24 protein-coding genes are annotated in these 26772 nt (G+C 57.7%); 12 read left to right on the top strand and 12 right to left on the bottom strand.

Going from position 1 to position 26772, the window contains the following annotated elements; translation table 11 throughout:
* The first annotated feature begins 190 nt into the window (after nt 1-190).
* Nucleotides 191-2380 (top strand): bifunctional diguanylate cyclase/phosphodiesterase, encoded by a 2190-nt coding sequence (locus CUC55_RS22055; RefSeq protein WP_245417805.1) that lies wholly within the window; start codon nt 191-193, stop codon nt 2378-2380.
* Between the two features lie 216 nt (nt 2381-2596).
* Here the strand turns inward: CUC55_RS22055 and trhO are convergent, their stop codons facing one another.
* The 3 genes from trhO to CUC55_RS22040 all read right to left on the bottom strand — a co-directional run bounded on the left by trhO (nt 2597) and on the right by CUC55_RS22040 (nt 5015).
* A complete protein-coding gene (gene trhO, locus CUC55_RS22050) occupies nt 2597-3541 on the bottom strand; it encodes an oxygen-dependent tRNA uridine(34) hydroxylase TrhO (protein ID WP_067651062.1) in 945 nt (314 codons plus the stop codon).
* Between the two features lie 93 nt (nt 3542-3634).
* The gene (locus CUC55_RS22045) at nt 3635-4543 is read right to left on the bottom strand and encodes a CHAD domain-containing protein (RefSeq protein WP_103089133.1); all 909 of its coding nucleotides are present in this window, start codon (nt 4541-4543) and stop codon (nt 3635-3637) included.
* Entirely contained in the window at nt 4527-5015 is a 489-nt protein-coding gene (locus tag CUC55_RS22040) for a CYTH domain-containing protein (RefSeq protein ID WP_103089132.1), read from the bottom strand. Before CUC55_RS22040 ends, CUC55_RS22045 begins: the two co-directional genes overlap by 17 nt.
* Before the next feature lie 151 nt (nt 5016-5166).
* On the opposite strand from CUC55_RS22040, the gene CUC55_RS22035 reads away from it, so the two are divergent.
* The 4 genes from CUC55_RS22035 to CUC55_RS22015 all read left to right on the top strand — a co-directional run bounded on the left by CUC55_RS22035 (nt 5167) and on the right by CUC55_RS22015 (nt 7772).
* Nucleotides 5167-5805: a 2-dehydro-3-deoxy-phosphogluconate aldolase gene (locus tag CUC55_RS22035; RefSeq protein ID WP_067651054.1), complete on the top strand. Its 639-nt coding sequence runs from the start codon at nt 5167-5169 to the stop codon at nt 5803-5805.
* A gap of 95 nt (nt 5806-5900) precedes the next feature.
* Nucleotides 5901-6602: a tellurite resistance TerB family protein gene (locus CUC55_RS22030; protein ID WP_067651052.1), complete on the top strand. Its 702-nt coding sequence runs from the start codon at nt 5901-5903 to the stop codon at nt 6600-6602.
* Nucleotides 6603-6882: 280 nt separating this feature from the next.
* Entirely contained in the window at nt 6883-7566 is a 684-nt protein-coding gene (locus tag CUC55_RS22020) for a GNAT family N-acetyltransferase (RefSeq protein ID WP_067651049.1), read from the top strand.
* Complete coding sequence (locus CUC55_RS22015; RefSeq protein WP_067651045.1) at nt 7563-7772, top strand: hypothetical protein; 210 nt, start codon at nt 7563-7565, stop codon at nt 7770-7772. Before CUC55_RS22020 ends, CUC55_RS22015 begins: the two co-directional genes overlap by 4 nt.
* Nucleotides 7773-8630: 858 nt before the next feature.
* On the opposite strand, the gene CUC55_RS22005 is transcribed toward CUC55_RS22015, so the two are convergent.
* The 3 genes from CUC55_RS22005 to CUC55_RS21990 all read right to left on the bottom strand — a co-directional run bounded on the left by CUC55_RS22005 (nt 8631) and on the right by CUC55_RS21990 (nt 11573).
* A complete protein-coding gene (locus tag CUC55_RS22005; RefSeq protein ID WP_103089241.1) occupies nt 8631-9662 on the bottom strand; it encodes a nickel/cobalt transporter in 1032 nt (343 codons plus the stop codon).
* A 278-nt stretch (nt 9663-9940) separates the two neighbouring features.
* On the bottom strand, nt 9941-10588 hold the full coding sequence (locus CUC55_RS21995) for a DUF1007 family protein (protein WP_103089130.1): 648 nt from the start codon (nt 10586-10588) through the stop codon (nt 9941-9943).
* A 91-nt stretch (nt 10589-10679) separates the two neighbouring features.
* The gene (locus tag CUC55_RS21990) at nt 10680-11573 is read right to left on the bottom strand and encodes a LysR family transcriptional regulator (RefSeq protein ID WP_103089129.1); all 894 of its coding nucleotides are present in this window, start codon (nt 11571-11573) and stop codon (nt 10680-10682) included.
* A gap of 542 nt (nt 11574-12115) precedes the next feature.
* Between CUC55_RS21990 and odc2 the strand changes: the two genes are divergently transcribed.
* Both odc2 and CUC55_RS21980 read left to right on the top strand, forming a co-directional pair.
* Nucleotides 12116-13249, top strand: coding sequence for an ornithine/lysine decarboxylase (odc2, locus tag CUC55_RS21985; RefSeq protein WP_067651033.1), 1134 nt, complete (start codon nt 12116-12118; stop codon nt 13247-13249).
* Between the two features lie 252 nt (nt 13250-13501).
* Nucleotides 13502-14068, top strand: a complete 567-nt coding sequence (locus CUC55_RS21980) for a GNAT family N-acetyltransferase (protein ID WP_103089128.1) — start codon at nt 13502-13504, stop codon at nt 14066-14068.
* A 100-nt stretch (nt 14069-14168) separates the two neighbouring features.
* Here CUC55_RS21980 and CUC55_RS21975 read toward each other — a convergent pair whose 3' ends face one another.
* Nucleotides 14169-15383: a methyl-accepting chemotaxis protein gene (locus CUC55_RS21975; protein ID WP_425352906.1), complete on the bottom strand. Its 1215-nt coding sequence runs from the start codon at nt 15381-15383 to the stop codon at nt 14169-14171.
* Nucleotides 15384-17795: 2412 nt separating this feature from the next.
* On the opposite strand from CUC55_RS21975, the gene CUC55_RS21965 reads away from it, so the two are divergent.
* Nucleotides 17796-18095 carry a hypothetical protein gene (locus CUC55_RS21965; protein ID WP_067651021.1) on the top strand — a complete coding sequence of 100 codons (300 nt, stop codon included), beginning with the start codon at nt 17796-17798 and terminating at the stop codon, nt 18093-18095.
* Between the two features lie 47 nt (nt 18096-18142).
* Here CUC55_RS21965 and CUC55_RS21960 read toward each other — a convergent pair whose 3' ends face one another.
* From CUC55_RS21960 to CUC55_RS21945, 4 genes are all read right to left on the bottom strand, one after another.
* Nucleotides 18143-18526 (bottom strand): VOC family protein, encoded by a 384-nt coding sequence (locus CUC55_RS21960; RefSeq protein ID WP_082760293.1) that lies wholly within the window; start codon nt 18524-18526, stop codon nt 18143-18145.
* Between the two features lie 78 nt (nt 18527-18604).
* Nucleotides 18605-19597, bottom strand: a complete 993-nt coding sequence (locus CUC55_RS21955) for a WD40 repeat domain-containing protein (RefSeq protein ID WP_103089125.1) — start codon at nt 19595-19597, stop codon at nt 18605-18607.
* Nucleotides 19598-19819: 222 nt separating this feature from the next.
* On the bottom strand, nt 19820-20914 hold the full coding sequence (locus tag CUC55_RS21950; RefSeq protein WP_067651012.1) for a CobW family GTP-binding protein: 1095 nt from the start codon (nt 20912-20914) through the stop codon (nt 19820-19822).
* Between the two features lie 78 nt (nt 20915-20992).
* The gene (locus CUC55_RS21945; protein ID WP_103089124.1) at nt 20993-21817 is read right to left on the bottom strand and encodes a creatininase family protein; all 825 of its coding nucleotides are present in this window, start codon (nt 21815-21817) and stop codon (nt 20993-20995) included.
* A 78-nt stretch (nt 21818-21895) separates the two neighbouring features.
* Here CUC55_RS21945 and CUC55_RS21940 point away from each other — a divergent pair, with 78 nt between their 5' ends.
* From CUC55_RS21940 to CUC55_RS21930, 3 genes are all read left to right on the top strand, one after another.
* Nucleotides 21896-22405 (top strand): MarR family winged helix-turn-helix transcriptional regulator, encoded by a 510-nt coding sequence (locus CUC55_RS21940; RefSeq protein WP_103089123.1) that lies wholly within the window; start codon nt 21896-21898, stop codon nt 22403-22405.
* A 121-nt stretch (nt 22406-22526) separates the two neighbouring features.
* A complete protein-coding gene (locus CUC55_RS21935; RefSeq protein ID WP_067651002.1) occupies nt 22527-23549 on the top strand; it encodes a LacI family DNA-binding transcriptional regulator in 1023 nt (340 codons plus the stop codon).
* A 69-nt stretch (nt 23550-23618) separates the two neighbouring features.
* Entirely contained in the window at nt 23619-24581 is a 963-nt protein-coding gene (locus CUC55_RS21930; RefSeq protein WP_067650999.1) for a 2-hydroxyacid dehydrogenase, read from the top strand.
* Nucleotides 24582-24654: 73 nt separating this feature from the next.
* On the opposite strand, the gene CUC55_RS21925 is transcribed toward CUC55_RS21930, so the two are convergent.
* Nucleotides 24655-25410 carry a gamma-glutamyl-gamma-aminobutyrate hydrolase family protein gene (locus CUC55_RS21925; RefSeq protein WP_067650995.1) on the bottom strand — a complete coding sequence of 252 codons (756 nt, stop codon included), beginning with the start codon at nt 25408-25410 and terminating at the stop codon, nt 24655-24657.
* 223 nt (nt 25411-25633) lie between these two features.
* Between CUC55_RS21925 and CUC55_RS21920 the strand changes: the two genes are divergently transcribed.
* A complete protein-coding gene (locus tag CUC55_RS21920) occupies nt 25634-26740 on the top strand; it encodes a TRAP transporter substrate-binding protein (RefSeq protein WP_103089122.1) in 1107 nt (368 codons plus the stop codon).
* The last annotated feature ends 32 nt before the right edge of the window (nt 26741-26772 follow it).

The following is a 26772-nucleotide window of genomic DNA, read 5'->3' as shown; positions in this document are numbered from 1 at the left end:
TACCGGCCTTTTTCAGCCTCTCCCGTCCAGACGGGGGAGGTTTTTTTACGTTCGGTTAGCCCTAAACTGAAACGTTGCGGCGTTTGCCTCATGCGCGTTACAATTGGGGACAAGACGCCGAGGTATTTTAATACCTTTTGAAGAGTTCCGACCGAATATGCAGCCTTTAGAGGAAAAAAGATGCTGCAAGATGTCGCTTAAGCATGCCAGAATACTGTCGGTCGGCCGGAGCACCGCCGTGGCAGGGGTTTTGTCTGCGCTTGCCATCGTCGTCGTCATCGTCACCGTTCTCATTCTTTCCGCGCTGGGCGATGTCGCCAAGAACACCAACGCTCTCGATGAACAGCGCTCTCAGGAAACGACATCCGGCGCCCTCTCCACCTTCCTCAACCAGTTGACCGCAACGCTCAACGATTACTCGGCCTGGGACGATGCTGCACGATTTGCCTATGCCCCTGACGGGCTGGGATGGCTCATCAGCAATTATGGTGACATGACCGTCAACAGTGATCTGTTCGACACGGCTGTCCTCATCGACATCGATGATCAGATCTTGATGGCTTATCGCGACGGTACGCCCGTCGAATGGTCGCTGTCCGACTATTTCGGTAATGGGCTTTCGGAGCTGGTGAAAAAGGCACGCTCCGCACCCTCCGGGGAACCACCCGAGGCGTCCGGCTTCCTGAAANCGCAGGATGGCATTGCAGCCGTGGGCGTTAGTCTTGTGCGCAACAAATCCGGCTTGTTGAGCGTCCCGGAAGCGGCAAGGCGATATCTGATCTTCGCGCGTCACCTTACGAACGACAAAGTCGAGAGCCTGGCGCATACCTATGTCGTCAACGGTCTTTCTCTCCAGCCCCCAGATGCCCAGCTGGCTTATTTCGTCAGCATCACCAATCCATTAGGCGATGTGCTGGCCAACATGACCTGGCGCTCGCAGATGCCGGGTGATGTCAGTCTGGCGGAGGTTCGCCCGCGGGTGCTGGTTGCAATTGCGATCACGCTGATGTTTTTCCTGGCGCTTGTGGCCATTGGCAGTACGGCGCTGAAAAAGATGAAANGCGATGAGACATGGGCCCGCCGCCAATTGCTGCGTGACCGTTTGAGCGGGCTGAACAACCGCCCCGGTCTCTTCCTGGGGCTGAAGCAGCTGCTGGACTGTTCGCAGGAGGATAATTCCTACGTCAAGCTGATCTATCTGGATCTTGATGGCTTCAAGGAGGTCAACGATTCCTTCGGTCATGGCGTGGGCGATCTGTTGATCAAGGGTGTCGCTGCGGCATTGCAAGTGCTGGCTGCCGACAAGTTGGTGGCGCGTCTGGGCGGTGACGAATTTGCTATTGCGGTACAGGGTCCTGAGGCGCGTATCGAAGGGCGCAAGCTGTGCGACGATCTGCTGGCGCTGTTTTCCGAACCCTTCATGATCGGCGACCGTGTCGCCTCGATTGGATGCAGCATCGGAACGGCGGTAGCGAAGGGGGGCGATCTCGATGGCGAGGAGCTTTTGCGACGTGCCGATATGGCCATGTATGAGGCCAAGGGGAGCGGACGCGGACGCTACATGGCCTATGAGCCGCACATGGACACGCGCCGTGAAGAAAAGAACCAGCTTGAAGCGGATTTGAAATACGCCATCGAGAACGACGAGATCAAGGTTGTCTTCCAACCCGTCGTCAATACGCTGACCCGCCGTATTACCGGCGTGGAAGCCTTGGCACGCTGGAACCGCGCCGGTTATGGGCCTATTTCGCCCGACATTTTCATTCCGGCCGCCGAAAGCAGCGGGCTGATCGACCAGCTTGGCCTTTCGGTTCTGCGCAAGGCTTGTCACGAAGCGGCTGAATGGTCGGCTGTGAAGCTTGCCGTCAACATTTCGCCGGTTCAGTTCAGAAACCCCGGCTTCGCCGCCCAAGTCATGTCCATCCTCGCCGAAAACGACATCCCACCTTCACGTGTGATGCTCGAGATGACCGAGGGCTATTTCATCCACCATCCAGAACGGGCAGGCACAGCCATCGAGAAGCTGAAGCAGATCGGCGTCAGCATTGCGCTGGATGATTTCGGCTCCGGCTTCGCCAGCATAGGCTATCTGCGCCGCTTCGGCTTCAACCGCATGAAGATCGACAAGTCGCTGGTCGTGGCACTGGATGAAGGCGGTCGCTCGCTGGAAATGCTGACGGCAACCGTAGCACTCGCCCGTTCGCTCGGCATTCCCGTCACCGCAGAGGGCATCGAAACCGAAGATCAGGCCGCCATTCTCCAGCTGTGCGGCTGCGATGAATTACAGGGCTATCTGTTTTCAAGGCCGGTCCCAGCCGAGGAGATTGCGCAGTTGCTGGACGCGCAGGATGCGCCGGTGGAGCAGCGCAGGGTTTCTTGAGGTTTTGTGTTCTGTATGACGTCCACGTAAATTGTGACGTCAACTTACGACACACCGTCATCCTCGGGCTTGACCCGAGGATCCAACGAACCCCAACATTGACCGTGGTCAGATCCTCGGGTGAAGCCCGAGGATGATGGCGCAGAGGGTGGGAGACGGCAGAACTGCTATAGACGGCGGATAGATCGCGGTGGCGAAGAGGCCCAACCCCATCGCTTACCGTCCAATATGCTTCTCACCGCGCTTCTTCGCCAGATCGATCTGTCTCTGGCGATTGCGGAAGCGGGTCCGGTCTTCTTCGGTGCGATCGTCGTAGCAGCTGGGGCAGGAGACGCCTTCTTCGAACTTTGGCGACAGGCGGACGTCCGGGGTGATCGGGTTGCGGCAGGCGTGGCAGAGTTTGTGGTCGCCCTCGGCCAGACCGTGAACCACGGACACGCGCTCATCGAACACGAAACAGGCGCCTTCCCACAGGCTTTCTTCTTCCGGCACCTCTTCCAGATATTTCAGAATGCCGCCCTTGAGGTGGTAGACCTCGTCAAAGCCCTGATCCTTCATGAAGGCGGTGGCTTTTTCGCAGCGGATGCCGCCGGTGCAATACATGGCGATCTTGGGCTTGTTGTGCAGGCCGGGATTGTTCTTCATCCAGTCTGGAAACTCGCGGAAGGTCTTGGTCTGCGGATCGACCGCGCCCTTGAAGACGCCGATGGCGGTCTCGTAGTCATTGCGGGTATCGATGAGGATGGTGTCAGGATCGGAGATCAGGTCGTTCCAGTCCTTCGGGTCGACATAGGTGCCGACGATCTGGTTCGGATCGATATCCGGCACGCCCATGGTGACGATTTCCTGCTTCAGCTTCACCTTCATTCGCACGAAGGGCATCTTGGACGCGCGGCTTTCCTTGTGCTCCAGGTTTGTGAATTCCGGCTGGGCGCGAAGATAGGCCAAAACATTGCCGACGCCCTCATCTGTTCCGGCGATGGTGCCGTTGATGCCTTCGGCGGCCAGAAGCAGCGTGCCTTTGACGCCGTTTTGCTGGCAGAGCGTAAACAGCGGCTCGCGCACGCTTTCAAACCGCGCAAAGCGGGCGAAATGATACAGCGCTGCCACGAGAAATTCTCCGGCGGCTTCCGGGCGGGGTAGGGTAGAGGTGTCGGTCATGCCGGCTGAAATACAGCCAGATCGGCTTTTGCGCAATCATATTTCGCTGAGGCGTGCGGCTTGCGGTGAAGTTTTGAGATTTGTCAAAACCGCTTAAATCGCAGCGTCTTCCCACAGGAGGCCGACGATGCGGCTCTCGGTTTTGGCGGATTCGGCAAAANCCTGATCGGCCAGATCGAGACATTCCCGACGCAAGGCCTGCTGGCGGTGGGTGACTGCTTCCAGCAGAAGCGGCAAAGTGTCACCAGCGGTGAACCGCTTCGGCTCATGATCGGCAAAGGCTGCCAGCACCGAAAGGTCATGCTCGTGGCCCAGCAGATCGACCAGCCGCTTGGCATCGACCTTCTTGGCCCGCATGGCGGATGGCCAGATTTTGCGCATCAGCGCCAGATGAATCCAGTACACCTGTCCGCTCTTGCGCAGATCGTGAAAGTCCTCGTCATGGGCCTGCGCGTGACATTGGCCGAGGGCGTGGAGCGCCTTCTCACGCTGCTTGCGCCATGTCTTTTTGACGAGCTTTGTTGCAATCTTTTTGCCCGACGGCAAGGAAAGCTGCATGAGGGCGTGTTTACCCTTTTCGCATTCCATCAGGGCGTCCGCAATGCGGGCGGACAGGTCGCCATCTTCGCTGGTCATCGCATCGCGTCGCTCCGTCAGCTCGGCATTAGCGGATGCCAGTGCCTGGTTTTCGGCCTCGGAACGGCTGAATTGCTGAAGGTAGTGGATCGTTTCCACAAGTGCTGCGGCTTCGCGGGCCTGTGACAGCGAGCGGGCAATATCGCGAAAGCGAATGTTTNCAGCTTTGCGGAATTTNGGTTCTTCAGGTGCCACGAAGCGGTAAAGGGCGCGCAGTCGCTTGAATTTTTTGCGGGCACCATGCACGGCGGCATGCGGGCCATCGGGCTGCTGCGACAAGGCGGCGATCGCGTCATCGATCAGTTCGACACCGACCCGTTGCAGTTCTTCAGCGAAGGTTTTTTNCGGATCAATCCTGAATGACATAGCATAGCTCGGTGCTGAGGTCGTCTGTCGCCAGATGCTGGTTGGAATAACGGTGGTCGCCGGTGACTTCCTCACCGATCCAGGCGGGTAGCGCTGGCTGGTCGGTCTCAGCGCTCAACTCCACCTCGGCCACGACAAGGCCTCTGTAGAGACCATCGAAAACGTCGACCTCCCACACAAAGCCCTCATGCTCGACGGTGTAGCGGATTTTTNCGATGATGAAGCCGGGGGCTGAACTCAACAATTCTTCGGCGTCGGCAACCGGAATGTCATATTCATATTCGTCCCGCACCAGAACGCCAACGCCGATCTTGATGGTAAGCGTTGCGGCGTCATCGCCCTTGATCCGCACCCGAACCGAGCGGTCGTCCAGCGAGACGATATAGCCCTGACGAAACCGGGTCCGTGTGACTATTTCCTCGCGCCAGCTTTCGTCTGCCACCAGAAACTTGCGTTCGATTTCTTTTGCCATTCAACGCCCTGCCTGATTTTCAGGCACCGTAGCGCAAGCGACTGTCATGAAAAAGCAATGAAACTGAAATATTTCATTTTGCCTCGACAGGTCTGGCTTTGCGCGGTAATTGAATGCGCAATTCAATCGATTCAATAGAGGAGACACCGTCATGGCCCAGGATTCCGAAAAGCTGCTTTCTATCCTGAAACTCCAGCCGGTCGTGCCCGTTCTCATCGTCGAAGATGTGGCATCCGCCGTGCCGCTGGCCCGCGCGCTGGTTGAAGGTGGCCTGAAAGCCATCGAAATCACCATGCGCACACCGGCAGCACTCGATGCGATCCGCGCCGTGGCCAACGAGGTCGAAGGCGCACATGTGGGCGCAGGCACCATTCTCAATGCCAAGGATTTCGAGGCCGCCGTCAAGGCAGGCTCGACCTTCATCGTCAGCCCCGGCGTCAACAAAAGCGTGCTTGAGGCAGCCAAGGGTTCCAAGGTTCCGCTTCTGCCGGGTGCGGCAACCGCCAGCGAAGTCATGCATCTGCGTGACAAGGGCTACAAGGTTCTGAAATTTTTCCCTGCCGAACAGGCCGGTGGCGCACCTTACCTCAAGGCTCTATCTTCACCTTTGGCAGACGTCGTGTTCTGCCCGACGGGCAGCGTATCGCTGAAGAACGCCAAGGATTATCTTGCTCTGCCGAACGTCGTCTGCGTTGGTGGTTCCTGGGTCGCGCCGAAGGAACTCATCGCGGCTGGTGACTGGGCGGGTATCACCAAGCTTGCAGCCGAAGCGGCAGCGCTGCGCGGCTGAGAGTTGGCGTTCACGACGGCGTGAACGTAACAGCCATTTGTATTCCGGCCTTAACTTCCTATCTCCTGTTTATATTCAACAAACAGGAGATTTGAATGTTCGACGCGAAAAAGCTTCTAGACCAATTTCTGGGCTCCAACGTACCGGGCCTGTCGGGAAGCGTGCGGGACCGGGCCGGACAGGCCACCCAGATCGCGAAGAACAATCCGATGAAGGCCGGCGCCATCGCCGCCGCCATTTTTGGCACCAAGACCGGTCGCAAGCTGGCGGGTAACGCCGCGGCAGTCGGTGGCATCGCAGCCATCGCCGGTCTCGGCTACCTCGCCTACAAGAATTACCAGTCCGGCCAGAAGCCAGAGGCTGTGCAGCAACCGCAACCGACCCAGGAGCTGTTGCCGCCACCGGTGGACTCCCCCTTTCACCCGCAGTCTGAAACGCTCTCCAACAATTTCGCGCTGACGCTGGTGCAGGCCATGATTGCCGCCGCGAAAGCCGATGGCCACATAGACGAGGCCGAGCGTGCGCGCATCATGGAAAAGGTGCAGGTCTCCGAGCTTGATAGCGAAGCGAGTACCTTCATCGAAAAGGAACTGGCCGACCCGCTGGATATCAACGCACTTGTGGCTGCTGCCAAGACCGAAGAGCAGAAGGTGGAACTCTACACCGCTTCGCGCCTGACCATCGAGCCGGATAGTCGCGCCGAGCGTGGGTATCTGGATCTGCTGGCGGGTCGCCTTGGCTTGCCGGATGCGCTGGTGGAGCATATCGAGGCGACGGTTTCTGCCGCCAAGGTTTGATGGCGTCAGGTCGTCAGCGGTTGGAGGGTGTGGTTTACCCCCCTCTGTCCTGCCGGACATCTCCCCCTCAAGGGGGGAGATCAACTCGTTGAGAACCCTCGCCCATCTTAAGCGTTGCGGATTGGTGATGAGCGCGCGCCCAGCCAATCTCCCCACCTGAGGGGGAGATGCCCGGCAGGGCAGAGGGGGGTAAGCCGCACCCTCCAACCTCAACGCAATCCGCTGTTGTCTTTCCCAACCGCCTACCGTACATCTTTNCCGTTATTTTACGGGGAAANGAATGCGCGATCTCAGCCAGTTCAAAGGATGTCCGGCACCTCAGCCGGTGACGCTCGAAGGTCGGTTGGTCACTGCTGTCCCGTTTGATCGTGAAGCGCATCTGGAAAAGCTCTGGGATGGGCTGGGCGGGCTTGGCATCAACGACCTGCTGAAATATTTTCCGCAGGATGGGTTCCTGAATTCACAGGCCTTTGGCGACTGGATCGACGGTGCGCAGGCCGGGTTCGGCTGGGTGACGCTGGTGTTCATTGAGAATGCCAGCGGCGAGGTCGTGGGCATGGCCAGCTACATGCGGCCGGACCCGAAAAACGGCGTGGTGGAAGTTGGCTCCGTTGCCCATGGCGTGAAGATGAAGCGTTCGCCTCTGGCCACCGAAGCGCATTATCTGATGGCGCGGCATGTTTTCGATGATCTTGGCTATCGTCGCTACGAGTGGAAGTGCCACAATGACAACGAAGCCTCCAAAGCCACCGCCAAGCGTTATGGCTTCGTGTTCGAAGGCGTGTTTCGCCAGCACATGGTCTCGAAGGGGGCCAACCGCGATACCGCCTGGTTCTCGATGATCGATAGTGAATGGCCGGTGATAAAGCAGGCTTTCGAGACGTGGCTGTCACCGGATAATTTTGGTGACGAGGGTGTTCAGAAGCAGAAGCTTGACGATATCCGCGCAGGGATCACGGCATGACCGGTAAGACCAACAGCTCGGCCATGATCGCCGCTATCGCCATCCTCCTCGGCTTCGGCCTGCTGTTTTACATCATGCCGACAATTACGTTGTGGCTGGCAAACCACTATTCCGTCTGGGCCGCTGCGGCGTTCGATACGGTTGCAGTGCTGGCGTTCTTTCTGATCTTCTGGCTGCGGGCGCGCTATCAGCGACGTCATCGCTGAGGCGCACGTCCCAAGATTTTCCGAAAGGACACCATGGCTCTGGTCAAATTCCTCACCGGCTTGTTTCGTCCGAAAGAAGACGCCGAAGCGCCTGATCCAGATGTCGTTGAGGCGGAGCTGACTGCTGATGAAGAAGAGCAGTGGGACGAGCATTTTTNCCAGGAAAGTTGCCTCAAGCGCGATCGGTTCTGGGCAGCCGTCGGGCAGGTCGAAACCGATGTGCTGGCTCATCTCATCAGCCCTTCATTAACAGGTGGCCCGGATTGGCCAACGACGCGTCAGGCCTACCGGNTGGTGCGTCGGAAAAACACGATCATTATCGCGACGGACGGGCTGTCAGATCCTTTTCGCGGTGTGTCGGGCGGTGAGAACGGTTTCGAGCTGGAACTGTTTATCGAGACGCCCGATATCGACCCTGAGCATGCCGGGCAGGCCGGGGACATCGGCAGCATCGGAAAAAGCTGGGCGTTCGAGATCATCCGGAATGTTGCAGGGACGGTAGCAGGTGCCGGTGGTATCAATGAGCAGCTGGACCGCTACACGGTGCTGTCTATTGAAGTGCCAGGCGTAAGCCACTCCGATGCCGTCCAGATGCAGGTGCCGAAACGCTTCATCACCGACGATGACTGCATCGGCATTCTGCTCGGCGCGCCACAGCCGGATTTTGCGACCGAGATAACCGATATGCCGCTTTCACCGGTAAGGATCATTCCCCTCACTGTCATCACAGCTGCCGAGCTTAATTATATCCGTGCCAACGGTGCCAGTGAGCGCATCGCTCTTGCCGAAAAGCTCACTGAGAGCGGAATCGGAAACGTGAGCGCCTTCATGCGACCGGATATGATCTAAGGGCTTGCCTCAAACCTGCAATGATGCACCCAGCAAGCCAAGCCCCATCAGCAGCACGAACACGGCACCCGCGATCTCTATGCCATGGGTGATGCGTGATGCCTTGGTGCTGCCGGTGCCGGCGAAGCGGACGGCTATGTCTTTTGCTTTGACGGCGAGGCAGGCCAGGAGCGAGACGGTGATGGCGGTGCCGATGGACATTGCGAGGACCGAGAGGACGCCGCCCATCAGCAGGCCGTTCAGCACGGAAANGCTCATGACGATGATCGCGCCGGAGCAGGGGCGAAGGCCAACGGCGATGATGGCCGACCATGCTTCATGCAGGCTGAAATCTTTNGCGCGCAGTATGGATGGGTCCGGCGCGTGGGCGTTGCCGCAGGTGGTGCAGAGGTCGCCGCTGCCGCTCTGGGCATGATCGGCGAAGACGGGTTTGCCTTGGAAGCGAAGGCCGGTTCCCATTCCTGTTCTTACGGGTCCAACTGCGACGGGCGAGGGGCCGGCAACGGCCAGCGCTGGCGCGGGTTCGACCTTCACCATGAGGCTGCGGAGCTTGCGAAACAAAAGCCATGCGCCGAACAGGGCGACCATGGCGAAGCTGGCGATTTCCATCGCCTGCGTTGCCTTGGTCATGGTGATCGAGGTGCCGCGCAGCACCAGATAGGCAGCGCCCACCAGAGCGATGGCGACTGCGCCTTGCAGTACCGCTGAAATGAAGGAGATGACGATGCCGCGTTTCAGCTGCGTCTCGTTGGCAATCATATAGGACGAAATGACCGCCTTGCCGTGGCCGGGGCCGGCGGCGTGGAACACGCCATAGGCAAAGGACAGACCGATCAGCGAGGTCAGCGCCCACGGGTCTTCCCGCATGGCTTTCAGCGCGCCGGTCAAGGCGCGGTAGAAGGATTGCTGATGGACATTGATCCACTGGAAGAGGGGGNCGAGCGGTCCACCGATGGAGATGGATGGCTCTGCCGAGCCGATGCCGAGCGGCGACTGGGCGTGGGCAGTGGAGAGGGTGGCGAGGAAGATGGCGCAAAGAATGAGGAAGCGAGTGGCGGTAGGGTTTTNCTGTTTTNGAGGACGGGCAATAGTTATGATGCGGTGGAGGGTGCCGCTTACCCCCCTCTGCCCTGCCGGGCATCTCCCCCTCAAGGGGGGAGATTGACATGTGGTTACCCGCTCGTCCGTCTCAGGCGTTGCGGATGAAGCGAAGAGCGGGCGTCTTGCTGATCTCCCCCNTTGAGGGGGAGATGCCCGGCAGGGCAGAGGGGGGTAAGCGGCAAGCTCAGACATTTCCGCCCGCGATGAACTCGTTTCCCTCAGCATTTCAGCTCCAGTCGCGTGGCAAACAGCTTGGTCATGTCGGTGCCGGTCGGGTCGTTGAAAAAGGCGTCTGTCAGATTGTTCTGGTTCTGGGAGATGATCTCATCCGGGTCGGGACGCACGACCTTGTGTTTGCAGACCGCCAGATGCGTACCCTTGACGACGATGTCGGTGTCCTTGGCGAAGTCTATTGCCGTGTAGAGCGTCGGGTCCCATGCGCCGAAGGTCAATGTTCCTTTTACAGGGAGCGGCTTTTGCGGCTTCATGGAAAAGAACATCAGCACCTGATTGTCCTTATAATCGACATGGATAGCATCGGGCTTGCCCAGATCGACCGGTTTCCCGTTTTCGGTGACGAAGGTGTAGTAGGAAAACTCGGCGAGTGATTCATGGACTGTCTTGCCGATTTCGGCCAGTTCTTCCTTGTCCAGCTTGGCATCGCTGTTCTTGTCATAGTCCAGGACGACGCTTGCGGAAANCATTTCATCGAAGCGCCAGATGTTGCGCACTTCCGAAATATTTCCATCCGCGCCCTCGATGATTTCCATCCGCGCTTCGGCAAAANTATGCGGGTGCGCCATGGCGCTGAACGGCGCAAGACAGGCGGACAGGCATGCAGCCAGCGGTACGATCACGTTTTTCATGGATGCCTGTCTGTCTCGACGCTTCAATATGGTTTTGATTCTACCGGCAAATGGGACCGAATTTCGGCTTGCCTGAAGATGAACTTCGAACTCAGCTGTAATTCTTGAACCAGTTCGCCAGATAGTCCACGAAGCTACGCACCTTGGCGGGCAGATAACGCCGGTGCGGATAGACGGCGTAGATGCCGCGATCGCGGGATATATAGTCATCGAACAGGGTCACGAGTTCACCAGAGAGAATGTGCGGTTTGGCGATAAAATCCGGCACGATGGCGACGCCGAGGCCGGTGCGGGCGGCGCGGAGCGTAGCCTGCGGGCTGTTGACCTCGATAGGACCTGTAATCGCCACGGAATTGGTGCCGCCGCCGGGTTCGAAATAGCGGATGTGGTTGTGGAAGCGGGAGTTCGTATCCACGATGCAGGGAACCTTGGCCAAATCCTGCGGCGAATTCAGCGGGCCGTAACGGTCGACGAATTCAGGGNTCGCGACCGCATAAACGCGAAAGTCTGCCAGTTTCTTGGCGATCATGCCGGAATCTTCCAGCTTGGTGATTCGCACAGCCAGGTCGAAACTTTCCTCGATCAGGTCCACGAACCGGTCTTCCGCCACGATTTCCAGAACCAGTTCCGGGTTCTCCTTGGCGAAATCGATCAGGCTCTGGCCGATTTCCGCGTCGATGAAAGTGCGCGGTACGGAGATGCGCAGCTTGCCTTTCAGATCGGCGTTCTTCTCGCGCACGAGATCGGCGAGATTATCGATTTCCTTCAAGATATCGGCGGCGGTGCGGTAATAGGTATGGCCTGCTTCCGTCATGGAAAACTGGCGGGTGGTGCGGTTGAGAAGCAATGCGCCGAGATCGTCTTCCAATTCACGGACATATTTGGACAGAAGCGCCTTGGAGCGCCCGGTCTTGCGGGCGGCGGCGGAAAACCCTTCCGCTTCGACCACGTCGATAAAGGCCCTGATGCGGGTGAGAGTGTCCATTAATGGCTCCTGTTTGTTCCACATTCTTGAACGCGCGCGCCCTGTCGTTCAAGAATAAAANTCCGGTGCCGAAAAANTCCGCATTATGATGAAAANTTCCCTTGATTGTTACAGCGAATATTCTTATCTCCCGGTTGCCCAAAGTCGCACGTGCCCATGTGTGTCCGCCGGACCCTCGATGTGGTGAGGAGTTTGGTAAGGTACCTGGAATTAACCCCTCCAGTCGCTATTCCGGCCAACCGGGAAATGCGAGGACATACGAAGCAACGACGGTGCGGGCCTTTCTGGTTCTCTGCCGGCTTTCCATCAGCCGGGGTACTAAAGAGGCACACCATCATTGCCGTAAGTGCGGTTGGGTATGATTCCCTCCAATCCCATGGCAGACAAAGCCGAATAATGCTCCTGGCAGGGCGTTGTTCACATTTGCGCCTTGAGCGTATGCGATTGATTCCGCGTCTCCACCGGCGGATCGTTCTGCATATCTTGAGCGCCCTTTGTCCTCCGGAATTTACCGGGGTCGGAACATTTTAGGGAATACAACGATGACGACTGCACGCATCATTGACTTCATCAAGACCCGCCGCCCAGAAGGCCCTTGCCTGGTGGTCGACCTTGATGTTGTGCGCGATAATTTCCATGCGTTCCGGCACGCTCTGCCAAACAGTGCGATCTATTATGCCGTCAAGGCCAATCCTGCTCCTGAAATTCTCACGCTGCTGGCCGGCATGGGCTCCAACTTCGATTGCGCCTCCGTGGCTGAAATCCAGATGGCGCTTGATGCCGGTGCGACCTCCGACCGTATCTCCTTCGGCAACACCATCAAGAAGGAACGCGATGTTGCACGCGCATTTGCGCTGGGCATCGATCTCTTCGCCGTGGATAGCCATGAAGAAGTGGAAAAGGTTGCCCGCGCCGCCCCCGGCGCCCGTGTATTCTGCCGCGTTCTGACCGATGGTGAAGGCGCCGAATGGCCGCTGTCGCGCAAGTTCGGCTGCGTACCGCAGATGGCTGTCGATGTTCTGGTCTATGCCCATCAGATGGGTCTGGAATCCTACGGCGTTTCCTTCCACGTCGGTTCGCAGATGATGAACCTCGACGCATGGGACGCGGCTCTTGGCGATGCAAAGCGCGTTTTCGCATCGCTCGCCAAGCAAGGCATCCACCTGCAGATGGTCAACATGGGCGGTGGCTTCCCGACGAAGTATCTGCGTGACGTTCCTGCTGCCGAAGAATATGGTCATGCCATCGACACGGCGCTGCGCAAGCACTTCGGCAATCAGATTCCGAAGACCATCATCGAGCCGGGTCGCGGCATGGTCGGCAATGCCGGTGTCATCAAGGCGGAAGTCGTGCTTGTTTCGCGCAAGTCCGACAACGACAACCACCGCTGGGTGTTCCTCGATATCGGCAAGTTCGGCGGTCTGGCCGAAACCATGGACGAAGCCATTCGCTACCCGATCCGCACCGAGCGCGACGAAGATGCGATGGAGCTTTGCGTTCTGGCTGGCCCGACCTGCGATAGCGCCGACGTGCTGTACGAGAAGAACATGTACCCGCTGCCGGTCTCTCTGACCATTGGCGACGAAGTTCTTATCGAAGGTACGGGCGCCTACACGACCACCTATTCGGCGGTCGCATTCAACGGTTTCGAGCCGCTGAAGTCCTATGTGATCTGAATGTCTGACGTCTGTCTGGGGGCAGACGTCAGTCTTTAGGATCCTACCGTTCCGGCTTGCTCATTCGCGCTCAAGCGCAAACCCTGCTTGCCGCACCTCTGTCAAGCCGAGGATAAGGCGTCGTCTGGCGGGCCGGAACGGTTTCACATTATTATCGCATGTCGTTCTCGCAAAACCGTTCAACACTTTTGCGCGACATGCTTTCATTTTAGGGTGCCGCTTTCGTGGGCGGCTTGGTGACGGGAGGCCGGGATGGCCGCTGTTCTCAATTCTGTACGTGCATTTTNCACACCGCAGACATTTCATATCGACGCTGAAANTCCGGGTGATGTCGTCGCCCGTGAAAATCTGCTCGACCGTGTCATGGGCGCAGGCCGTCGTCGCAAGTCTTCCGAAAAGCTGCGCGCAGGTCGCGTGCCTGCCGAAGGTCTGGCGCTTGTGGCGCGTGATCAGGACGGCCACGTCATCGGTACCGTTCGCCTGTGGAATGTTCAGGCTGGCGTAACCCGTGAAGGCGGCCCCATATCTGCCCTCCTGTTGGGACCGCTTGCGGTGGATTGCGCCCATGAAGGCAAGGGCATCGGCTCAGCCTTGATGCGTGCCGCCATTGCCGAGGCTGGAAAGCGCGATCACGGCGCTGTCCTGCTGGTCGGTGATGCGCCTTATTACGAGCGCTTCGGCTTCTTTGCCAGCCATACCCAGCACCTTGTCATGCCCGGCCCGTTCGAGCGTTCGCGCTTTCTTGCGCTGGAGCTGAAAAAGGGCTGGCTTGATGGTGCCGCCGGTATGCTGGTCGCGAGTGGCCGCAAGTTTTCTTGAGAGCCTGGTTGCCTGGATTTCAGGCGGTCGGTTGGTAGACGTTAGGTAACGAAGCGTGGGGGTACACCCCACACTCCATCACGACTCATCAAAATTGCAGCTAGGCAACGCGCCGCAGAGCTTCGGCGCGATTGAGCTTGAACGCACCCACCATGGCCGAAAGCGCGGTGGTGGCTTCGGCGATCGTTTGGCTGACGGCGTTGGTTTCTTCCACCATGGCGGCGTTCTGCTGGGTCATCTGGTCCAGCGTATTGACGCTGGTGCTGATCTCCTGAAGGCCGACGGACTGCTCACGCGCGGCGGTGGCGATGCTGTCGATGTTGCTGTCAATGCGGGTGACGAAGTCTTCGATCTGGGTAAGGGCGCTTCCGGTGGATTGAACCAGCGTCACGCCGTTCGTGACCTGCTCTCCGGATTTGCCGATGAGATCTCGAATTTCCTTCGACGCCTTTGCCGAGCGCTGCGCCAGTTCGCGCACTTCCTGCGCGACGACGGCAAAGCCCTTGCCTGCTTCACCCGCACGGGCTGCCTCCACACCGGCGTTCAGCGCCAAGAGGTTGGTCTGGAAGGCGATTTCATCAATGACGCTGATGATGGACTTGATCTCACCGGATGCGCTTTCGATACGCTGCATGGCGCAGATCGCTTCATTGACGACGCCGGAAGACTGGGTGGCGGAACGGCGTGCTTCCTTGACCAGATCGCGGGTTTCGTTGACGCGGACAGTCGATGTCTTGACGGTTGAGGCGACCTGCTCGAGCGCGGCTGCTGTCTCTTCCAGCGCTGCGGCCTGCTGTTCGGTGCGACGGGAGAGATCGTTGGCCGCGCTGTTCATCTCATGGCCCTGCTTGCGCAGGTGATCCGTCTCGCCGAGGATTTTTCCAAGCGTGGACTGAAGGGTGAGGACCGAGGCATTGAAATCCCCGCGCAGGGTTTCGAACTTGGCATCGAAGCTGCGATCGAGCGTTGAACTCAGGTCGCAATTGGAGAGATTGTTGAGGCCGCCTCCCAGCTGTTCGATGGCAAANCGCAGGGCGTTTGCTTCCGCGACGCGTTCTTTTTCGCGGTTTTCGCGCTCTTCATTGGTGGCCAACCGCGATTGCTCGGCCTCGCCTTCAAGCTGGCGTTTTGCCAGGCCCGCATCCCGAAAGATTGCCAACGCGCGCGCCATGGCACCGATTTCATCGTGACGCTTGAGGTGTGGCGGCGCTTCTTCCAGATGGCCNTTGGCCATATGGGTCATCGTCTCGGTGATCTGCTTGATGGGCGCGATGGCCCGGCGGCGCAGGAAGATGGTTGTCGAGATGCTGAGCATGATCAGCAGGCCACCCAGCGTGTAATTGGTGTTCTGCAGGAAGGTGGTTTGCAAAGCCGCCTCGTTTTCCTTGGCTTTGCCATACACCGTGCCCATGTCGACCAGCTGATTGACGGCATCTTCATGGTCGTGGAATTTTGCACTGAGGACATCCAGCGATGTGGTAATCTTTGCCGCATCTGCCGCATCTGCCGCGGCAAGCGTGGGCAGTGTGTCGGTTTCCAACACGGTCCAGAACGCATCGCCCTTGATCAGCACGTCATTCTGCAACTTCTGCTTCAGGGTGTCGGGAAGCGTCGTCGTCTTCCAATATTCGCGCCTTTCCTGATACTGACCTTTCAGCACCTCGATCCGTTCGATGTTTTTCGCCATTCGGTCCGGGTGAAGGGCCGCCTCGTTGGTCAGGGCGTAGGTCTCTATGAGATAGAGCGGCGGCGGCAGGATGTCTGCGATCAGATCCTTGCTGTCGATGATTTCCTGATAGATCGGGCCATTCACCTTGAGCGTATCGAGCGCGTAAGCCCCCGTCAGAAGGGTGAGGATGACGCCGGTTGCCAAGGCGACGCCGGTTGCGGTGACGAGTGCAGAGATCGACAGCTTCATTGCGAAAGTCCGGAACGGAGACGAGGGAAAGGGTCGTAAACTTATGTGCCGGAGACCGGCTGGTATCGCATGCCGTGGAAANCCGGACGCAAGAGGCGGCTGAGTGAACATCCGAACAAAGTATTCTTATTTATAATCGATAAAGTTGTTAATTTTGTTCTTCTGCACCTGTATTTNCTCATCTTTNACTTGAATATGTTGATTTNCCATTAATAGAATTTTTCATCGATTATTATTATAATTGTCGAATTTTCTAACATTTTGTCGCCGGTTTCTTTCCAGATGGATGAACACGTTAGCGTGTCATTGCCATTCCGGCTCAAACGTCTTTATTGACGCCTGTTGTTACTGACGCCTTCGACGCTGGATGATGTGTGAGGTGTGGTTAGAAACGACCACTGAAGCGGGAGGAAATGGCACTGCCGCGATAGGCGGCGGTTTCGTCATCCTCGTCGTGCAGCAGGCGGGAAAATTCCAGTTCCAGCTTGCGGTCCTTGCCGGTGTCGAGCGCTAGCGTTGCGACAAGTCGCCTTTCGCTGCTGTCGTAATCGTAATAAACCCAGTCCTTGTGGGTTCTTTCAACGGCAAGGTCGAAACCCAGGGACTTGGTGAGTTTGGTTTNCATCACGGCCTTCCAGCGACGTTGAAATTCGCCCAGGGGATCGTCCAGATCGTAGAGTGCGTAATCCTGCGAGAAGGCTGCGCCAANGGATAACCGGTCGTTCACGGCCCATTCCGCTTCGGCGCGCAGATAAGGTCTGGCACGTTTGACCTGATTGCTGACCTCGTCTCCCGAGATCGTCGTCAGACCTGCTTCCATCAAAACCGCGAGGTTGGTACCGAATTTGCGGCCGTAGGCGAGCGAGCCGCGCAGGTTGGTGGCGGGGAAGCGCTCATAGATTTGCTGCTGGTTATCGGGGATAAGGCTGGCGTTGTAGGCGACCGTTACGCCAACTTCACCGCCTGCCAATGCGCGGATGTGATTGGCCTTCAAACCGAGCAAGGCTTCATTGGCCTCCAGCCTTGCGGGCAGGAAATAGCTGGGGCGAAAATGCGATGTGCCCTTCATCAGGCCGGTGTAACTGACTGTCAGCGTATTCTTGCCGCCGAAGGCCTCGAGCGTGGCTGCGGTCGAGACATCGAGCTTATGATCAAGACGGCGAAAGCCGATCACCTCATCCGGCAGCTTGAGAAAAATGTCGCCCGCATCGCTGCGCGTGCCGCGGATCTGAGCGCTCCATTCCAGTTTGTCGGAGATTGTGCGCGATAGCGTGAAATTGACCCAGCTATTGTGTTCTTTGGCAAAGCCATAGCGCGGGACGCTGACCTCCTGATGGTTGAAGGAATATCCGAATTTGGTTCCCTCTCGCTCGATCTCGCCTTCGACGCCGATGCTCGTCCGCAGGCTGAGAACGGCGATCTTGTTGATATCGCTGAAATAATTCGTGTCGTATGTCGTTTCCACGTCGTAGATGAGGCGTGGCTCGGCGCTGGCATTGTGCGCGCAAGCACCGCAGACGAGCAACGCAACGATGACGCAACGCATCATGATTATCCTCAATATCTAATTGAGGTATATCTTATAGATAGAGGGTTAATAATATTTNGCAGATGTCAGGCGGGGCCTGCGGTCGAAGTATTGTCGGCGGGATTCGAGATGTAGGCGATTTTGATGTGAATTTTATTCAAATTAAAAATGTTAATATTAACGGTTTATTATAACATTAGCATATGCTTGCATTAGATCGTACTAATTGTACTGTCTGGTCACGCCGGACGGCGTTGTTTCAAAGATCAGAGGAGAGAGAAATGCTTACGAAAATCGCATGTGCTACGATCGCTCTTACCATTGCTTCCATGGCTCCTGCCCATGCCGGTGGACTGCTGGGTGGCCTTCTTTCGGGCAACAGCAACAAGGGTGGTCTTGTCAATGTCTCGCCCGGTATCAACCTCGGCATCGGCAACATCCTGTCCGGCAACGGTATTCTGAACGGCAACAAGACCGGCCTTTTGAGCGGCATTCTCAACGGCAACAAGACATCGGTCGATGCCATCGGGAGCGGCAATGATCACGACCGCGGTTATTCCAAGAAGAAGCGCCGCCACTAGGGATTTTCTACGATAACAGGCATGATGGAGGGGGCATGGCGCCCCCTTTATCGTGTCTTCGACAGCCGCAAATAATAGCCGTCGGGATCAACGATGCGGAAATCGGTTACGCCCCAGGGATGTGTGGTGAGATTACCTGAGATCGGCCACCCGCTGGCTCTTGCCCTGTCATAGGCGGATTGAAGATCTTCAACCTCAATGACGATTTCCACGCCACGACCTGCTCTTTCACCCGCCAACACTTTTGTCGGGTGGTCTTCTGGCAGAGAATTATTGTTGTTCAGAGAGAGATGAATGTCGCCCAGGGACAGGGGCGTATACCCTCCATGACCCTGTGGTCCCGCGACGAACTCAAGCACGTTTGTATAAAAGCCCTTCGACGTGGCGATATCGGCTACAAAGAGCTCCACGCATAATCTCGGTCTGTTCATTGGTGTTCTCCGGTACTGCAACCGGAGATAACTGTAACTTCAGATCGTAACTATGGCGAACGAAATTGCCACGTGGCTTTACGCCGTGATATCGACGATCCCGCAATCACCGGCTTCGGAGGCGAAGGCCAGAAGTTTGCCGGTGTTGCTCCAGGACATGGAGGTGATGGCGCCTTTTCCGGGGCGGCGCAGCAGGGCTTCCTTCTGGTCGGCCAAGCGAACGCCGAGGATCATGCCGTCGGCAAAGCCGATGGCCAGCACTTCTTCCAGCGGGTGGAACGCGACGTTGGTGACCATGATATCGGAGCGGGTGCCGAGTTCCAGCGGTGCCTTGCCCATCGGGCCATCTTTGCCGGCGAAGGGCCAGACGATGGCAGCCGGTGCGCCTGAAGAGGCCAGCCATTTGCATTTGACGGACCATGATATCGATTTGACCTTGGCGGGATATCCGGTCATGCGCATGTGGCGCGCATCCGTGCCACCCTTGGCCGCGTCCAGCTTCCAGCCATGCAGGGCGTTTTCCTGCATGGTGGTGACGAGGAACTTGCCATCTGCGGAGAAAGTGACGCCGGTGTGGGCGCCCTTCCAGTCCAGATCGATGGGGTCGCCAGCGGTTGCTACCCAATGCAGCGTCACGCCATTGTAGCGGGCCGCGGCGATGCGCAGACCCTTTGGCGCAAAGGCGATGGCCTCGACCGTGCGTTCTTCCTTGAATTCCTTAATAGTGCCATCACCCAGACGAACGAAGCTGGACTTGCCGACACCATAGGCAATGGCATTCTGCGGGCCGCCTGCGACAACGCTGATCCATTTGCGCGGCACATGGGCAAGCTCTGTCACCGTGCCGTCATGGCCGACGCGCAGCACCTTGCCGTCTTCGCCGCCGGTCAGAAGTGTGGCGCTATGCGGATCGCGGATACAGGTCAGCAGGCCCTGATGCGCCTCGATGACCTTCTCGCCGCCATCCAGCCGATGGATGTTGCCAGCTGCCGTGGCAAAAAGTGGGATATCGCCCAGAAANTGCGTCGCGACGACGTGGCCTTCAAGGTCAAGAGGAGCAACGGTGGGCATGGGTAAAGGGTCTTTCCGTGTATGGGTTATGGGTAACAATGGCCGCGTCGGGATTTTGTTTCCCTATCCGTCGTCATGGTCGGGCTTGACCCGACCATCCACAGTTTGCGGCAGTAAATCCTCGGGTCAAGCCCGAGGATGACGGAGAGTGTGGTGGTGGGTCTTCATTTTAAGGCCGCGTCGCCGTGCATGATTGTACGCGGCATTACGACGACCGGTCTATCAAGCCGCAGCGATACACGCCTTAAAGCTATTTTCCAGCTTTTCGCGGTCCAGATCGCGGCCGATGAAGACGAGGCGGCTTTCGCGCTTTTCGCCGTCTTTCCATGGGCGCTGGTGATCGCCTTCGATGATCATATGAACGCCCTGAACGACGTAACGTTCGGCATCATCCTTGAAGGCGATAATGCCCTTGAGGCGCAGGATTTTCGGGCCGTCGGTCTGCGTGACCTTCTGAATCCATGGGAAGAAACGCTCGGCATTCATTTCGCCACCGCGCAGTGAAACGGACTGGACCGTCACGTCGTGGATAGGCGAGGGGGCGTGGTGGTGGTGTCCATGATCATGCCCGTGGCTATGGTCATGGTCATGATGATGGTGATCATGGCTATGGTCATGTCCGCAATCGGGGCCACAGACGTGGTCGTCATGTTCCTGCTCGAGGAAATGCGGGTCGTTTTCCAGCGCACGTTCCAGGTTGAACGCGCCCTGGTTGAGCACATGGGCGAGATCGACGCCGGAGCGGCTGGTCTTGTGGACGCGGGCGGACGGGTTGATGGCGCGAACGACGTCTTCGATGACGGCCAGTTCCTGCGGCGTCACGAGGTCGGTCTTGTTGATGACGATGACATCGGCAAAGGCAATCTGGTCTTCGGCTTCGCGGCTGTCCTTCAGGCGCAGCGGCAGGTGCTTGGCATCCACCAGCGCGATGACGGCATCAAGTTCTGTCTTGGCGCGCACATCGTCATCCATGAAGAAGGTCTGGGCGACGGGAACGGGGTCGGCAAGGCCGGTGGTCTCAACGATGATGCCATCAAAACGGCCGGGGCGGCGCATCAGGCCTTCCACCACGCGAATAAGGTCTCCGCGCACGGTGCAGCAGACGCAGCCATTGTTCATTTCGTAGATTTCTTCGTCCGATTCCACGATCAGATCGTTATCGATGCCGATTTCGCCAAATTCATTGACGATGACGGCGTATTTCTTGCCGTGATTTTCCGACAGGATGCGGTTGAGAAGCGTGGTTTTGCCCGCGCCCAGATAGCCCGTCAACACTGTAACGGGGATCGGCTTGATGGTTGTTGCTGCTTCGGTCATGAGAAACCTCTGAAGGTAATGGGCCGCGACGCGGCTTTGAAAGCGTTGCCGTTCATATAGGCGTGTGGCGAAGTGAGTTCAAAGAGAATTTGCCGAAGTTTTTTGAACCGAGCTTTCAAGCAAATTCATGTCAAAGGCCGATACGTCTTCCAAAAGCTCCAGCAAGCCTGCTACCGCATGGGCGATGATCGTCTCGCCCTTTTCGGCGGTCGCATTGGCGGCGTTGCCCGCAACGCCCTGTGTGTTCAAATCCGACATGCGCCAGCCGAAGGCGTGTGGGCCATAGGCGCGCAGCTGTTTAAAGTCTTGGGCGAATTGGGACTGTTTCGACGCGAAGTTTTCGGCCTTCTCCATCTGTACCAGTTCCGGGTGCAGCGCCAGCATGACAGAGGTTTCGATATCGCCACCGTGGATATCGATGGCTTTCTCTTCAGGTGACATCACGCCTTGCGGCATGCCGAAGCGGGTCCAGCTGGTGGCGACGGCCAGCATACCGAACCTCACTCGGGCTTCCGTGGCGACGACTATCATCAACGGGGAATTGCCGCCATGGGCATTCAGCATCACGAATTTTCGGATGCCTTTGATGTGCTGGGCCTCGGCGATTTCAAGCCAACGGTTGACGGCCTCATCGAAAGCAAGGGTCTTCGTGCCTGATACATCCATATGTTCGATGGAGTAGCCGACTGGTTCTGTGGGCAGAAAATGAATGGGTGCGCTGGGGGCGAGCGCCTGTTTCAACCGGTCCACGATGCCTTGTGCGATCAGCGTATCCGTCTCAAACGGCAGATGCGGTCCATGCTGCTCATGCGCCCCNAAAGGCAGCACGGCAATGATCTCGTTTCGCGCGTGTAAAGCGGCTGTTACGTTATTGTCGTGAATATGCGTATATGTGTCAGACATCTGGCGATCTGCGCCTGCATTCGTTAAGTGTTACCAAGAACATATCGTCGTCCGGGACTTCAGGAAAGGCATTTGCTGATGAGCAAGGATAAGCTGGCTAAAAAGAACAAGTCCGAGAAGAAAGCCAAGTCCGGCAAAAAGAAGGATTTGCCGTTCAATGCGGAAGAGCTGGCCCAGTCCATTACGCAGGCCGCCCGCTCCATGCGCACGGCACTCAGCCACAACCTTTCGGCCAGCGGTCTCTATGCGGGTCAGGATGGCGTGATCCTGGCGCTGGCGCAGGAAGGCAGCATGACGCCGGGGCAGATTGCCCAGAAGCTTGGCGTCAAGGCACCGACGATGACGCGCACCATCGGTCGCATGGAGGCGCAGGGGTTTGTTGAACGCAGCGCCGATGACGGCGACGGGCGACTGACCATGGTGAAACTGACCGAGGCGGGTCTGAAAAGCGTCGAGCACATCAACACGTCACTGGCGGATTGCAATGCTCGCGCCGTGGATGGATTATCTGCCAAAGAGGTAAAAACCGTGGTCAAATTGCTGCGCGCCATCGATGCGAATTTGCAATCTTTNGAATCAATCGATTAAAATTTTGAATTTCTCTGATCGGTCGCTTTGAATCCCTTAAAATTGTTGCGCGGTTTATTTAAATTGTTTAGTCACAATTTAAAGGTTGCGGAGGCGGCCTGCGTGACCGGGGGAGGCAACTGTGGCGCAAAAGATCAAATTATCGACCATTGCTGAAAGTCTTGGGCTTTCCACCGCGACGATTTCACTTGCGCTGCGGGACAGCCCGCTTGTGGCAGGGGATACGCGGGAAAAAATCAAGATCCAAGCCCGCGCTCTGGGCTACATCTACAACCGTCGTGCAGCCAGTCTGCGCACCTCTCGCTCCGGCATTATCGGCGTCGTCTTCCACGATGTGATGAACCCGTTTTACGGGGAAATTCTCAAAGCCATCGAAAGTGAGCTGGACCGCAGCCGCCAGACCTTCATTCTGTCCAACCACTATGATTCCGTCGAGAAGCAGCGCACCTTCATCGAGACGCTGCTGCAACTGGGCAGTGACGGCATCATCATGTCGCCCGCCATCGGCACACCGCTGGAGGATATGACGCTGGCCGAGGAAAACGGCATGCCCGCCATTCTCGTGGCCCGTTCCATGGACGGCGTGGATATGCCGACGTTTCGTGGCGATGACAGCTATGGCATCTCGCTTGCCACCAACCACTTGATCAGCCTTGGCCACCGCACCATTGCCATGGTGGGGGGAACCGACCAGACCTCGACAGGCCGTGACCGCTATCAGGGTTACGTCAATGCGCTGCGCAAGGCGGGGATCGAGGTAGACCCCAATTTGCGCATTCCCGGTGCGCGCTCCAAGCAGGGCGGGTTTGAGGCGGCGGTGAACTTTCTGTCCCTGCCGCAAAAGCCGACCGCTGCGGTGTGCTGGAACGACCTCGTCGCCATCGGCCTTATGAACGGTATTTCCCGCGCTGGTTTCGTGCCCGGCAAGGATATTTCGGTGACCGGTTATGACGATCTGGAAGAGGCGGCCATTGCCACGCCTGCGCTGACGACGGTGTCCAACGGGCAGGCGGAAGTCGGGCGACTGGCGGCCCGTGCGCTGCTGGACAGGCTTGCGGGCAGCCATGAGCCTGACGGTATTCACCTGATCAAGCCGGAAATGCGCATTCGCCAATCCACCAGCCCGTGCGTTCCGCGCAAGTAGCTTTTTGGGTTCCGCTTTGTAAGCCTATCGGCTAGCTTGGCCTCATGCATCGCAGGAGGATACACAAGCATGTCAGATAGCAAAGCCGTCGTTCTCGTTCCGGGAAAAATCCACCCACGTGTTCTCGAGCGCTTCGAAGGCAAGGTGGAGGTCATCAAGGCACCGGCAGGACCTGAGCCATCGTTATCTGCCGATGATGCCCAGCGGATTACTGCCGTTGCCGTGTCCGGTGGCTTTAATGCCAGGTGGATGGATGCGCTGCCGAATCTCGAGGTCATCGCCAATTTTGGTGTCGGCTATGATGGCGTGGACGTGAAACATGCGGCCTCTCGCGGCATCATCGTCTCCAATACGCCGGACGTTTTGAACGACGAGGTGGCAGACACGACGATTGCACTGCTGATCAACACTGTCAGGCGCCTCTACGAGGCGGAAAAGCATCTTCGCGACGGCAAATGGTTGTCCGAAGGGCCGTTTGCGCTCTCGCCCTTTTCGTTGCGCGGCCGCAAGGTCGGCCTGTTCGGCATGGGCCGCATCGGCCAGGAAATCGCCAAGCGTCTGGAGCCGTTCAAGGTGGAGATCGGCTATCATACGCGCAGCCGCAAGTCGGAGCTTTCCTACACCTATTACGGCTCGCTGAAAGAAATGGCGGAGGCCGTCGATGTCCTGATCTGCATCGTGCCGGGAACACCAGCAACGCATAAGGCCATCAATGCCGATATCCTTGCGGCGCTAGGTTCCAACGGCGTTTTCATCAATGTCGGGCGTGGCTCCAGCGTGGATGAAGATGCGCTGCTGACGGCGCTTCAGGATGGAACGCTTGGTGCTGCGGGTCTCGATGTGTTCTATGAAGAGCCGAAAGTGCCGGAAGGCTTCTTGTCGCTGCCGAACGTGACCCTGCTGCCGCATGTGGCATCGGCTTCGGTGCCAACGCGCAATGCCATGGCCGATCTGGTGGCAGACAATGTGCTGGGATGGTTGAGCGAGCGGAAAGTGGTGACGCCGGTGGCTGAGACGCCTGTTAAGGGGTGAGTTTGGGACAACGGGGCGCGGGATTATCTCTCCCCTTATGGGAGAGGTACCCAGCCGCACGCTCCTAGCTCAATCACACCTTTCCAGCCCGATACTCCCGCACTGCCCTACCAAACGCCTCAAACAGCGCCCGCGATGGCGCATCGGTCTGCGCCCAGTATTCCGGGTGCCACTGAACGCCGACGGCGAAGCCCTTGGCATCGATGACCGATACCGCCTCGATAGTTCCGTCTTCCGCCGTTGCTTCTACCTGAAGCAGTGGAGCCGTCTGTGCAATGGCCTGGCGGTGGAGGGAGTTGATCTGCACTTCACCCGCCAAGCCCAGATGTTGAGCAATGCAGGAGCCCTCTCGGATGAAGACGGGCTGGCGGATGGCGAAGGCTGCGTCGCGATCGACGTCTGCGGGCTTGCGGTGGTCCCAATTGCCGGGTTGTTCCTGAATTTCACTGGCAAGCGTGCCGCCCAGCGCCACGTTCAGTTCCTGAATGCCACGGCAGATGGCCAGCATCGGAATGCCGCGCTCTATCGCGCGGCGGATGAGCGGCAGGCTGGTGGCATCGCGACCGGGATCGAACGGGCCATCGCTGTCTTTGGCTTCGACGCCATAGAGCGATGGATGAACGTTGGTTGCGGAGCCGGAAACGAGAAGGCCATCGACGCGGTCCAGAATGGCATCGATATCATTTCCCTGCTCGAAAGCGGGGATGATGAAGGACATGACGTCGGCCACATTGAGAGCCGACGACAGATATTGGGTTTGCGCGGCGTGCCACTCCGCACCATCGAGAAATCTGATGTCGGCGGGAATGGCGATGATGGGTCTGGACATGATGGCTCCGAAGTCGATGTCATTTCTTGTGAAGCCCNGCAGGGGGATTCGTCAAGCTTTGCGTTCGTGATTTGCGCCCATCTCTTTATTCTAAAGTATAAGGCGCGACTTATTCTTGGATGACATGCTTGTCAGGGCCAAAGACCCGTGCTTTGCTCCCGATATGCCTGATAGCGGAGGGGAATTCGGCTGAGGCACAAGATTCGTATCTGGGAGGATATTTATGGATCGTCGTTCATTCATCAAAAANGGTGCCGTTTCCGGTGCTGGAGCCGCTGCCGCAACCGTTCTGGCAGCACCTGCCATCGCGCAACAGAATACCAAGATCACATGGCGTCTGACCTCTTCGTTTCCGAAATCGCTGGATACGATTTTCGGCGGGGCGCAGGACGTGGCCAGCCATGTTTCGGCAGCGACGGATGGCAATTTCAACATTCAGGTTTTTGCTGCCGGTGAAATCGTACCCGGCCTTCAGGCGGCCGATGCGGTATCGTCCGGCACAGTCGAGATGTGCCACACCTGCTCCTATTATTACGTCGGCAAGGATCCGACCTTTGCCATCGGCACGGCCATTCCGTTCGGTCTCAATGCGCGGCTTACGAACTCATGGTTCTATGAGGGCAATGGCAACACGTTGCTCAACGAGTTCTATGCCAAGCACAATCTCTACGGCATGATATCAGGCAATACCGGCGTGCAGATGGGTGGCTGGTTCCGCAAGGAGATCAACACGGTCGAGGACTTCAAGGGCGTCAAGATGCGCATCGCCGGGCTTGCTGGCAAGGTGGTGGAAAAGCTTGGCGTCGTGCCGCAGCAGATCGCCGGTGGCGACATCTACCCGGCGCTTGAAAAAGGCACCATCGATGCGGCCGAGTGGGTTGGTCCCTATGACGACCACAAGCTGGGCTTTCAGAAGGTGGCGAAATATTACTATTACCCGGCTTTCTGGGAGGGTGGTCCGGTCATCCATTCCTTCGTTAATCTGGACAAGTGGAACAACCTGCCGAAACAATATCAGGCGGTGTTGAAGGATGCCTGCGCGTTTGCCAACACCAATATGATGGCGAAGTACGATGCCAAGAACCCGATGGCGATCAAGCAGATCGTGTCTGAGGGAGCGACACTGCGGCCCTTTAGTCAGGACATTCTCGATGCCTGCTACAAGGCGGCGTTGGAAGTCTATGCCGAGATTTCAGCTGTTAATCCGGACTTCAAGAAGGTTTACGAAGACCAAGTGGCGTTCAAGCGCGAGGGGTATCTGTGGATGCAGCTTGCAGAATATACGTTCGATACCTTCATGATGATCCAGCAGCGCAACGGCAAGCTCTGAAGATATCAAGGGCAGATCAGACAAACCCGGAT

This window comes from Agrobacterium bohemicum (assembly GCF_002896715.1).
Lineage (GTDB): Bacteria > Pseudomonadota > Alphaproteobacteria > Rhizobiales > Rhizobiaceae > Agrobacterium > Agrobacterium bohemicum.
Note: the sequence above shows the minus strand (reverse complement) of the source record. Positions and strands in the feature narration are given on the sequence as shown.

Coding starts and splice junctions, on each gene's coding strand:
- trhO (WP_067651062.1), bottom strand. CDS start 3,541: ATGACCGACACCTCTACCCTACCCCGCCCGGAAGCCGCCGGAGAATTT.
- CUC55_RS22035 (WP_067651054.1), top strand. CDS start 5,167: ATGGCCCAGGATTCCGAAAAGCTGCTTTCTATCCTGAAACTCCAGCCG.
- CUC55_RS22030 (WP_067651052.1), top strand. CDS start 5,901: ATGTTCGACGCGAAAAAGCTTCTAGACCAATTTCTGGGCTCCAACGTA.
- CUC55_RS22020 (WP_067651049.1), top strand. CDS start 6,883: ATGCGCGATCTCAGCCAGTTCAAAGGATGTCCGGCACCTCAGCCGGTG.
- CUC55_RS22015 (WP_067651045.1), top strand. CDS start 7,563: ATGACCGGTAAGACCAACAGCTCGGCCATGATCGCCGCTATCGCCATC.
- odc2 (WP_067651033.1), top strand. CDS start 12,116: ATGACGACTGCACGCATCATTGACTTCATCAAGACCCGCCGCCCAGAA.
- CUC55_RS21965 (WP_067651021.1), top strand. CDS start 17,796: ATGCTTACGAAAATCGCATGTGCTACGATCGCTCTTACCATTGCTTCC.
- CUC55_RS21960 (WP_082760293.1), bottom strand. CDS start 18,526: ATGAACAGACCGAGATTATGCGTGGAGCTCTTTGTAGCCGATATCGCC.
- CUC55_RS21950 (WP_067651012.1), bottom strand. CDS start 20,914: ATGACCGAAGCAGCAACAACCATCAAGCCGATCCCCGTTACAGTGTTG.
- CUC55_RS21930 (WP_067650999.1), top strand. CDS start 23,619: ATGTCAGATAGCAAAGCCGTCGTTCTCGTTCCGGGAAAAATCCACCCA.
- CUC55_RS21925 (WP_067650995.1), bottom strand. CDS start 25,410: ATGTCCAGACCCATCATCGCCATTCCCGCCGACATCAGATTTCTCGAT.